We start from the raw sequence: 6718 nt of genomic DNA, 5'->3' as shown, positions 1-6718 counted from the left end.
AGATGGAGATGCAGGGGCTGCCCTACGGCCCCAAGGCCCGGCTGGTGCTCCTGCATCTCTGCACCGAGGCGGTGCGCCAGCGCAGCCCCACGGTCGAGGTCGCCGACAGCCTGTCGGGCTTCATGCGCGAGATGGGCTTTGCCGTCACCGGCGGCGAGCGCGGCACGATCCGCCAGTTCAAGGAGCAGCTGCACCGGCTCGCCGCCTGCACGATGCAGATCGGCCTGTGGGACGGGCAGTCGCGCTCCTCGACCATCACCATGCCGCCCTTCCGCCAGCTCGATCTCTGGCGCTCGAGCGGCCAGGACGGCATCGCCTGGTCGAAGACGGTGCAGTTCCACCAGGATTTCTACGACAACCTGGTCCAGCACGCCCTGCCGGTCGACATCCGGGCCGCCCGGGCGTTCTCGGGCTCGGCGCGCAAGCTCGACCTGCTGTTCTGGATCGGCTACCGCCTGCGCAGCCTCCAGCGGCCGTTGCGGCTGAGCTGGGACACGGTCCACAAGCAGTTCGGCGCCGACAACGCCTCGCTGCGGAGCTTCCGCCAGGCGTTCAAGGCCGACGTGGCCCACGTCAAGGAAGTCTTCCCGAAGCTGCCGATCAGCCTCGACGAGGCCGGCCTCCAGCTGATGCCGACCGATCCCGGCACCCTCCTGGTGCCGCCCAAGCCCGCCCGCCGGAAGGCCGCCGCCGCCGGGAGAGGGGCGGTGTGAGGGGAGGGCGCAGCGCGACGGCCCTAAGCAGACTTGCGTTGGCAGGCCAACGCTTCGCCCGCTTAAGTTATTGTTTTATCGCAGATTTTTTCCGCCGAACTGGTGACCACTTCGGCGAGATCTGCCTAGATCGGCCTTGGAGGCCGGTTGGTTGATTGGTTGGTGAGGGAGCCGGTGCTCCGTGGCGCATCTCCGGCGAAGGAATATTGGGAATATGTGTTAGATAGCAACGATATAACTGAATTCTAGGAATATAGAATGTTTCGCATTCATTCTGAGTGAGGGAGTTCGACCGTCATGCGCGCCGAACCGGGCCGGTCACCCTGCGCGAAGCGGCAGGGGCTGCTCGGGAAAAGAAGAGGCGCGGGCCTTCGCCGCTCCCGTGGGCGGGGAGAGGCGACCTGCGGCGCCTTTGCCTGGTGGATCGCGCCCGGAAGCGCCGACCGACCTCTTGCGCTTTCATGGAATATTCCTATTCTGCTCAATCCAGAATCTCTTCCGGGCGGTCTGGAATATGGAATATTCCACGAGGCCAGCATGTTCCTGTCGGAAGCGGAAACGGAGGCCCGGCTGGACGACCTGCGGCGCCAGCGCGCCGCCCTCGACCGGGCCATCGCCGAGCACGAGCTGTATCTCGATCTCGGCCGCCGCCTCGCCCGGTCCGGTGGTGCCGCAGAACCGGCGCGGGCCGCGCCCGCACCGGTGCCGTCTCCGGACCCCGTGCCGTCCACCCCGCCCGAATCGCCGCGGGCGCAGCCAGCCATGATGCCGGCGATGACCCTGGCCACGCCGCCTGCCGCCGGGGCCGCTCCCGCGCCCGTTCCGGAGGCCGCGCCCCCCGCCGGCGTGTCGGCGCGGCGCGAGGGCCGCCGGCTGATCGAGGCGGCGGAAGCGATCCTGGCCGAGGCCGGGCGGCCGATGCATGCCGCCGAGATCTGGGAGCGACTCGCCGCCCGCGGCGTGACCCTGCCGGGCCACGATCCGGTGGCGGCCCTCAATACCCGGCTGTGGAAGCGTGCGCAGGGTGGCACCGTTTTCCGCCGCTTCGGCGATGCGGTCTATGGGCTGGCCTCCTGAGCCCGGCATCGCGCGACCGCGTCGGACGGCCTCCGATCGACCGCTTCGGCCGATCCCGACGGATCGCCGGCGCGGCGCCGCGTTCCGCCACCCGATGACCGGCCTGCCCGGGCCCGTGGGCCAAGACACCGGAGAAGACACCGGAGAAGAAATCCGAAAACCCCCACGGATCCTTGATGCCGCCGCCGCGCCGTCCCCCTCGATCCTTGACGGGGACCGGGACAGGTTGAGGGGGCGGCCGCAGGACGGCCGCGCGAACCCCGACCCCGCGATGCCCCGATCGGTCACCGTCTCCGCGCCGGCCCCGAGCCCGGACCGTCTTCCCCTCACGTTCCTTGTCGGCCGGAGCGCCGAGGGCCATTGGCTCGCCGTCGAGACGCACGGCCTCGGCGGGGGCCTCTTCCGCACCTGCCGCGACGCGCTGCATTACGCCGCCGCCGAGACCGGCCGCCGCCCCGACGCGGTGCGCCTCGCCGACACCACCCTGACCCTCGCCCCGTGAGCGCCGCCCGACGCCTCGGCGGGGCGCTCACCGCCCTCGTCACGCCCTTCGCGGCGGGCGGGGCCCGGCTCGACGAGCGGGCGCTCGGCGACCTCGTCGCCTGGCAGGTCGCCGAAGGCACCGAGGGCCTGGTGGTCGGCGGCCCGACCGCCGAGGGACCGACCCTGACGGAGCCGGAGCGCGACCGGATCCTGCATGTCGCCCTCGAGGCGGCCGGCGGCCGGATCCCGGTGATCGCCGCCACCGACAGCCCCTGCACCCGGACGGCGATCGCCCGGACGCGGGCGGCGGAGGCCGCCGGGGCCGCCGCCACCCTGGCGGTCACGCCGTTCTACAACCGCCCGACCCAGGAGGGGCTCTACCGGCATGGCGCGGCGATCGCCGCGGCCTGCGGCCGGCCGCTCCTCCTCCAGACGGTTCCGGCCCGCACCGGGATCGACCTCCTGCCCGACACCCTGGCGCGCCTCGCCGCCCTGCCGGGAATCGCCGGGCTGGTCGATGCGCGTGGCGACCTCGCCCGGCTCGCGGCGGTCGCGCGGGCCGCCGGCCCGGGCTTCCTCCTGGTCTCCGGCGACGACGGCACCGCCGCCGCCCACACGATGATGGGCGGGCAGGGCTGCGTCTCGGTCGTCGCCAACCTGGTGCCGGGCGCGTGCGCCGCCTTGCAGCGGGCCGCCCGGGACGGCGACCATGCCCGCGCCCGGGCGATCCAGGCCGGGCTGATGCCGCTGCTCGAGGCCCTGTCGCGCGAGACCGATCCGGGCCCGGTCAAGCTCGCCCTGGCGCTCCTGCGCCCGGGCTTCGCCCCGGACCTGCGCCTGCCCCTGGTGCGGCCCCGTCCCGAGACGGAAGCCGCCCTCGCGGCGGCGCTGGCGGCGACCCGCCGCGGCGAGACCGCGTGACCCCGCCGCCGCCGGGATCCCGGCTCAGCCCCCGGCCGCCTCGTGCGCCTCGCGCACGAAGGCGGCCCGCGCCGCCCCGTCGGGCACGCGGGCCCGGTCGCGGCACCAGGCCAGGAAGGGCTCGGGCTCGATCCGGATGCGGACCACCGCCACCCCGCTGCGCGCCACCTCGCGCTCGATCTGGGTCGCCGACATCTGCCAGGCGGCGTAGCTCTCGGGCAGGCCGGATTCCGCCATCGCCTCCCGGATCCGGGGATAATCGCCCGGCTCGTACCAGGCGAGGCCGACGCTCCGCGGGCGCTCCATTGGCGGACGATCCATCGCTCACGCTTCCCCACGCCGCCCGGGCCGCCAGACCGCCCGCACCGGCAGTGTCACCGCGCCGGCCTCACGCGCAACCCAAAACGTGCGCAACAGAAAAAAGGCCGCCCTTGCGAGGCGGCCCGAAGTCTAGGGAGGAAACGCCCAAAGAGGGCTGCACCGCCGCGACGCCATCGCGGCGGTGCGAGACCCGTTTCTCATGGTGCGACGCACAATGCAATCGTTTGCACGGCGCAACGGCCATGCTTGCGGCGCATGGCGGCCGGCCTGGCGATCCCGGACGGCGTCAAACCGCCCCTTGCCCCGCGGTCGCGACCTGCTAGAGGACTCGCCTCCCTCGTGGACGTACCCTGTGGCGCTCCGGCTCCGCCGACAGGCTGGACCGTGGGGGAGCTCGTGACGACGAGTTGGCGGTGGACCAGTTCTCCCCGCCAGCCTGTGAGGCTCAGTGGGCCGGGTGGTTGCGGGAGGGTCGGCGCAGCGGGGAACAGGAACCGCGTCGCCGGCTGATGGCCCACAGATTCCCCCCCGCGCGGCCGGGGCCTCCGCCGGGCGGGCGGGGTAGCGCGCCGCCGCGCAAGTTCAAGAATTCCGCGAGAGGCCACGCTTCGCTAACCATGCGCCGGTTCGCATGGGAGCACGCATGAGAACGGCAGCGAGAGCCTACCGGTTCGTGGGCGGACAGCCCCGCCGGTCCGATCGATCCTGCGAGACCCGACGCGGCGAGGCCAGACCCGGCGGCGCCCGGCCGGTCGGGGAGATCTGGTCGCAGCAGGAGAGCCGCGGCCTGACCGCCCGCGAGCTGATCCGCCTGGCCCAGGCGGTGCGGCTGCGGCCGACCGCCCCGCCGGGATAGCCCCGGCCGCGCGACCGGGCGCGAGAGAGAAGGCCCCGCCGGCAAGCGGGGCCTTCGTCGTCCGCGAGCCGTCCTCCCGGGGCGACGATCATGACGGTCTCCCGCCGCCCCCGCTTCGCCGTCAGGCCGGCTCGTCGCGCAAGAGGTGGTAGAGCAGGATCGCCGCCGCCGTGGCGGTGCCGATCCCGCCGAGCGTGAAGCTGCCGAGATGGAGGGTGAAGTCGCCGGCGCCGAGCACCAGGGCGGTGCCGACGGTGAGCAGCACCCGGGTGCGGGAGAAATCGACCCGGTTCTCGACGAAGATCCGCCCCGCCGCCGCGGCGATCAGCCCGAACACCACCACCGACAGGCCGCCGATCACCGGGCCCGGGATCACCAGGATCGCGGCGCCGAATTTCGGCGACAGCCCGAACAGGATCGCCACCACGCCCGCGACGGCGAACACCAGGGTCGAGTAGATCCGGGTCACCGCCATCACGCCCATGTTCTCGGCGTAGGTGGTCACGCCGGTGCCGCCGAAGGCGCCCGACAGCATCGTGGCGAGCCCGTCGCCGAGGAACGCCCGGCCGAGCCAGGGGTCGAGGTTGCGCCCGGTCATCGCGCCGATCGCCTTCACGTGGCCGAGATTCTCGGCGACCAGCACCAGGGCGACGGGGGCGATGAGCCCGATCGCCGATGCCTCGAAGACTGGATGCGTGACCTGCGGCCAGCCGAACCACGGCGCTTGCGCGATCCGCCCGAGATCGAGGGGCTTGGCCAGCCCGAACCCGTTCGCCAGCACGCCGTAGAGCAGGGTGGCGGCCACCGCTCCGATCAGCAGCGGCAGGCGCCGCGCCGCACCGGGCAGGGACGAGGCGGACAGGCCGACGGCCAGGATCGTGAACAGCCCGATCCCGACATCGAGCCCGGAGCCCGAGACGCCCTTCACGCCGATCGGCGCCAGGTTGAGGCCGATCGCCCCGACGATCGCCCCGGTCACCGCCGGCGGCATCAGCCGGCCGATCCAGGCATCGCCCGCCCGCATCACCGCGATGCCGATCAGCGCGTAGACCGCGCCGGCCGCGATGATGCCGCCCAGCGCGACCGGCAGGTTCGGGTTCGGCCCGCTGCCATTGTAGCCGGTGGCGGCGATCACCACCGCGATGAAGGCGAAGCTGGAGCCGAGATAGCTCGGCACCCGCCCGCCGACCACGACGAAGAACAGCAGCGTGGCGATGCCGGAGAACAGGATCGCCAGGTTGGGATCGAACCCCATCAGCAGGGGAGCGAGGGCGGTGGAGCCGAACATCGCCACGACGTGCTGGAGCGCCAGCACCGCCACCTGGCCGAGCGGCGGCCGCTCGTCCGGCAGCACCACCGCGCCCCGGGCGAGCCGCCAGCGCGGAAAGCCGCGCGCCTCCGTCCGTTCCTCTGCCGCCATGGTGTCTCCTCCCGGATGGCTTGTCGTGGCGACGAACCCAGAGCAGCGGTCGTCGAGGACGGCCGTCGCTCTCTCTGGTGGTCAGGCCGCGTCGTCGCAGGCGCAACGCGGGCCGTAGCCGAAAGCCTGTCGCAGGGCGAGCTGCCCGGCAGGGGTCACCGCGACGGCCCGGCTGCCCTCGCACCGGCGCAGCCAGCCCCGGTCGAGGCCGGTCGCCAGCAGGGCCGCCCCGAGGGCGCCGGCGATGTGGGGCCGGCGCTCGCTCCAGTCGAGGCAGGGGCGGCAGAACACCCGCCCGCGGGACCGCGCCGTCCTGGCGGACGCATCGAGATCGACCCCGAGGCCGCGCAGGAAGACCTCGCCGGCCGGCGTGAGGACGCCGCCATCCTCCCCCAGCTCGACCGCGCCGCGGGCCACGAGAGACTCCGCCATCACGACGGCGAGGCGGCCGGCGAGATGGTCGTAGCAGGTCCGGGCCTCGCGCAGGGCGGCGTCCCGGGGGCCGGGCGGCCTGAGCGAGGGCGGCCGGGCGGGATCCGGCACGGCGGTGGCGGCCACCGCCATCACGCCCTCCAGCATCCGGGCCACGCCCGAGGAGGCGAGGCGGTGGTAGCGGTGGCGGCCCTGGCGCGCGACCGTGAGCAGCCCGGCCTCCGCGAGCTTCGCGAGATGGCCGCTCGCGGTCTGCGCCGTGACGCCGGCGGCGCGGGCCAACTCCGCCGCGGTGAGCGCGCGACCATCCATCAGCACCGCCAGCATGGCGGCACGGGCGGGATCGCCCACCAGGGCGGCGGTGCGGGCGAAGGCGGCGACGGTCACCATGCCAGATCTCCGGTCGGGCTCCCCGGGCGATGGTCCTCCCGGATCGCCCTTGTAGGGCAGGCGGGCGCCGGACGCTTCGGCCAGGGCCGAAGCATGGGGGAGGCC

General features: G+C 73.6%; 8 protein-coding genes. 5 read left to right on the top strand and 3 right to left on the bottom strand.

Annotation, left to right across the window (positions count from 1 at the left end; genetic code table 11):
- The 4 genes from VP06_RS27455 to dapA form a co-directional block, all read left to right on the top strand.
- Positions 1-713: replication protein RepA (locus VP06_RS27455; RefSeq protein ID WP_048466986.1), on the top strand; the 713-nt coding region annotated here is incomplete at its 5' end.
- A gap of 537 nt (positions 714-1250) precedes the next feature.
- Entirely contained in the window at positions 1251-1790 is a 540-nt protein-coding gene (locus VP06_RS27450) for an HTH domain-containing protein (RefSeq protein WP_048466985.1), read from the top strand.
- A gap of 271 nt (positions 1791-2061) precedes the next feature.
- On the top strand, positions 2062-2292 hold the full coding sequence (locus tag VP06_RS27445; protein WP_048466984.1) for a hypothetical protein: 231 nt from the start codon (positions 2062-2064) through the stop codon (positions 2290-2292).
- Positions 2289-3194, top strand: a complete 906-nt coding sequence (gene dapA, locus VP06_RS27440) for a 4-hydroxy-tetrahydrodipicolinate synthase (RefSeq protein WP_048466983.1) — start codon at positions 2289-2291, stop codon at positions 3192-3194. The genes VP06_RS27445 and dapA overlap by 4 nt, the downstream gene beginning before the upstream one ends.
- A gap of 24 nt (positions 3195-3218) precedes the next feature.
- Here the strand turns inward: dapA and VP06_RS27435 are convergent, their stop codons facing one another.
- The gene (locus VP06_RS27435) at positions 3219-3515 is read right to left on the bottom strand and encodes a hypothetical protein (RefSeq protein WP_245291333.1); all 297 of its coding nucleotides are present in this window, start codon (positions 3513-3515) and stop codon (positions 3219-3221) included.
- Between the two features lie 643 nt (positions 3516-4158).
- Between VP06_RS27435 and VP06_RS27430 the strand changes: the two genes are divergently transcribed.
- Positions 4159-4371 (top strand): hypothetical protein, encoded by a 213-nt coding sequence (locus tag VP06_RS27430; protein WP_156295806.1) that lies wholly within the window; start codon positions 4159-4161, stop codon positions 4369-4371.
- 121 nt (positions 4372-4492) lie between these two features.
- Here the strand turns inward: VP06_RS27430 and VP06_RS27425 are convergent, their stop codons facing one another.
- On the bottom strand, positions 4493-5791 hold the full coding sequence (locus tag VP06_RS27425; protein ID WP_048466980.1) for a solute carrier family 23 protein: 1299 nt from the start codon (positions 5789-5791) through the stop codon (positions 4493-4495).
- Positions 5792-5872: 81 nt separating this feature from the next.
- Positions 5873-6718 (bottom strand): ArsR/SmtB family transcription factor (locus VP06_RS27420; protein ID WP_342586853.1); only part of this gene is annotated, 846 nt, incomplete at its 5' end.

This window comes from Methylobacterium aquaticum, from assembly GCF_001043915.1.
GTDB lineage: Bacteria > Pseudomonadota > Alphaproteobacteria > Rhizobiales > Beijerinckiaceae > Methylobacterium > Methylobacterium aquaticum.
This window is presented reverse-complemented; position numbering and strand designations above follow the sequence as displayed.

Bases quoted from the DNA above. Each gene is read 5' to 3' on its own strand.
- VP06_RS27450 (WP_048466985.1), top strand. From the start codon at position 1,251: ATGTTCCTGTCGGAAGCGGAAACGGAGGCCCGGCTGGACGACCTGCGG.
- VP06_RS27445 (WP_048466984.1), top strand. From the start codon at position 2,062: ATGCCCCGATCGGTCACCGTCTCCGCGCCGGCCCCGAGCCCGGACCGT.
- VP06_RS27435 (WP_245291333.1), bottom strand. From the start codon at position 3,515: ATGGATCGTCCGCCAATGGAGCGCCCGCGGAGCGTCGGCCTCGCCTGG.
- VP06_RS27430 (WP_156295806.1), top strand. From the start codon at position 4,159: ATGAGAACGGCAGCGAGAGCCTACCGGTTCGTGGGCGGACAGCCCCGC.
- VP06_RS27425 (WP_048466980.1), bottom strand. From the start codon at position 5,791: ATGGCGGCAGAGGAACGGACGGAGGCGCGCGGCTTTCCGCGCTGGCGG.